Source organism: Streptomyces sp. CBMA123 (genome assembly GCF_014596465.1).
Lineage (GTDB): Bacteria > Actinomycetota > Actinomycetes > Streptomycetales > Streptomycetaceae > Kitasatospora.
Map to the genome: position 1 here is coordinate 1 of NZ_MECK01000416.1, position 2,812 is coordinate 2,812.

Annotated in this window: 2 protein-coding genes; both read left to right on the top strand. The window is 72.9% G+C overall.

Annotated elements, in window-relative coordinates:
- Nucleotides 1-694 precede the first annotated feature (694 nt).
- Entirely contained in the window at nucleotides 695-1,516 is an 822-nt protein-coding gene (locus BG452_RS32325) for an ECF subfamily RNA polymerase sigma factor, BldN family (RefSeq protein ID WP_188307914.1), read from the top strand.
- A 276-nt stretch (nucleotides 1,517-1,792) separates the two neighbouring features.
- Nucleotides 1,793-2,812, top strand: a 1,020-nt coding sequence (locus BG452_RS32330) for a DUF5667 domain-containing protein (RefSeq protein WP_188307913.1), incomplete at its 3' end; no start/stop codon positions are given.

Below are 2,812 nucleotides of genomic sequence, written 5' to 3' on the forward strand. Positions count from 1 at the left end.
CGGCGGCGGCCGCGCTCGGGGTGCTGGCCGGGGCGGCGGCGGCCGGGGTGGCGCTGCGGCGGCGGCGTCGGCACGGCTGAACTCCTGCCGGAGTCCGGACGAACTCCGGCTGAACTCCCGTCGGATCCGGTCCGGCTCCCGGCCGGAACCCGCCGGACTCCCGTCCAGGGAACCGTTTCTGCCACTCCCCCGCACGAGTGAGAAGGCGTCAATCATGGCCCTGACCTGGCCGCTCGTACGAGCGAACTCCCAGCTCCGACACGGCCATCCGGACGCGTTGTACGAACCTGTCACCCGGTGACCGGTTCTGATCGTTCGCCAGGCCGGGAAAGTCAGGGGTTGCCGAGCCCCAAGGCTGGGAAACCGCCCGCAGTACCGCCGAATTGGTCACCCTGGGCGCCCGAACGGTCACGTTGAGCCGGATGAACGATGACATCTCCGGTCAGTGTCAGCCGAATATGCACAACAAATGGATCCCAAACGACCACTTCGACCACACGGTGTAGCTGTCATTGCACAAAGCGTTATTCTCTCCTGGATGCACGTCACCCATGCATCCCGCTCGAACGGATGTCATGGGGAGTGCTCTCCGCGCAGGCGGAGGTGATCCGTCCACAGTTCTGCCTCTGGGAGTCCCGTGTACCCACCCGTCCGGAACGACGCGCCTGCACCCTCCCGCCCGTCGTCCGCGCCCCTGCGCCCCCGCACCGGCCTCCGCGGCCGCCCGGCCGCCGAGCGGCAGATCTCCACCGGCCTGGACCTGTTGCGCACGCTGCTCCACAGCCAGTTCGCCGTCACGCCCCAACTCGTGCCCGCCGGCGGGCCGTTCGGCCACCAGCACGGCCCCGGGACGGCGCTGCGCACCACCGCCGCCGGCTCGGCCGGCACCGGCTCGCGGGGCCGCACCGGCAGCACCGGCGCCGGCCGCAGCCGCACCCGCACCGCGCCGAGCCCCGGCTACGAGACCGAGCACAACCCGATCATGGAGCTGGTCGAGCGGGCCCAGGCCGGCGAGAGCGAGGCCTTCGGCCGGCTCTACGACCACTACGCGGACACCGTCTACCGGTACATCTACTACCGGGTCGGCAGCCGGGCCACCGCCGAGGACCTCACCAGTGAGACGTTCCTGCGCGCGCTGCGCCGGATCGGCACCTTCACCTGGCAGGGCCGGGACTTCGGCGCCTGGCTGGTCACCATCGCCCGCAACCTGGTCGCCGACCACTTCAAGTCCAGCCGGTTCCGGCTGGAGGTCACCACCGGCGAGATGCTCGACTCCAACGAGTGCGAGCGCAGCCCGGAGGAGTCGGTGCTGGAGTCGCTCTCCAACGCCGCCCTGCTGGACGCGGTGCACCGGCTCAACCCCCAGCAGCAGGAGTGCGTGACGCTGCGCTTCCTCCAGGGCCTCTCGGTGGCCGAGACCGCGCGGATCATGGGCAAGAACGAGGGGGCCATCAAGACCCTCCAGTACCGCGCCGTCCGCACCCTGGCCCGGCTCCTCCCGCCCGACGCGCGGTGAGGCGGCGGTGACCGAGGGGGCGATAGCCCGGCGACGGACCCGTCCCGACGGCCCGTCACCACTCGTGCCCGACCGACACGTCCGGGTGAACGGTCGGTCCGATGATCAGCCGTGCGTAACCGACCGCCCGCACCGCTCGTTGGCCAGCGTGCAAGCCCCCACCAGGCGTACGGTCAAGCCGAATTGCGACCTGTCACCCGATGGAGTGGCTTTGGCCCGCCGGGGCAACCGTCCGGCAGGCCGGGGTGTCGACAACGACGAAGGGAGGTGTGGCCCGTGACGGCAAACGTGCTGGAGCACCGGCGGGCGAAGGCCTTCGCCGAGGCGCTGGAGGCCCACCAGGCGGAGCAACGCCGCGCGGCCACCGCCGAATCGGCCAACACCGCTGCCGGTGAGTCCGGTTCGGTCGCGATGGCCGAGCTGGTCGGTCTGGCCGACGCGCTGGGGGCACTGCCCGGGCCGGCTCTGGACCAGGAGGTCCGGACGGTCCAACGCGCCCAGCTGATGGCCGCGTTCGAGCAGGTCTTCGCTGGCGGACCAGGTGCCGCGGTGCCCCGCCAGCGCCGCCACCGGGCGATCCGGACGGCGCCGCGCGGCCGGTGGAGCCGCCGCTTCGCGATCGGCGGGCTGGTCGCCGGGCTCGCCGTCGGCAGCCTGGCCGGGGCCGCCGCCGCGAGTTCCAACGCCCTCCCCGGGGACACGCTGTACGGGATGAAGCGCGGCCTCGAAGGGCTCCGGCTGGACCTGGCGGACTCCGACTCGGAACGCGGCGAGCTGCTGCTCGGCAACGCCGCCACCCGACTCGGCGAGGCCAACGCCCTGGTCGGGCAGACCGGTTCGACCACCGGGCTCAGCCCGGGCACCGTCGACCGGGTCCGCCGGGCGCTGGACGACATGCACGCCGACGCCCTCAAGGGCCGCGACCTGCTGCGCTCGGTCTACCGCAGCAACGGCTCGCTGGACCCGATGCGCGCACTGGCGGGCTTCGCCCACGACGAGGACGGCCGCTGGAGCGAACTGCAGGGCCGGCTGCCGGTCCAACTCACCGAGCAGGCCGACCTGGTGAACCGGCTCTTCGACGACATAAGCGAGGACGTCGCGCCCCTGCGCCTGGCCCAGCCCCCCGCCAAGAGCGGTGGCACGGCCGGCCCCGGAGCGGGCGACGACTCGTCCTCCTCGACCGGCGGATCCCCGGCCGGCCCCGGAGCGAACGGCTCCGGCGCCGCGCCCGGCTCCGGGCAGCCCCAGGGCGGGACCGGCAACCGCCCCGGCAGCACCGACCGCTCCCCGGCCGAC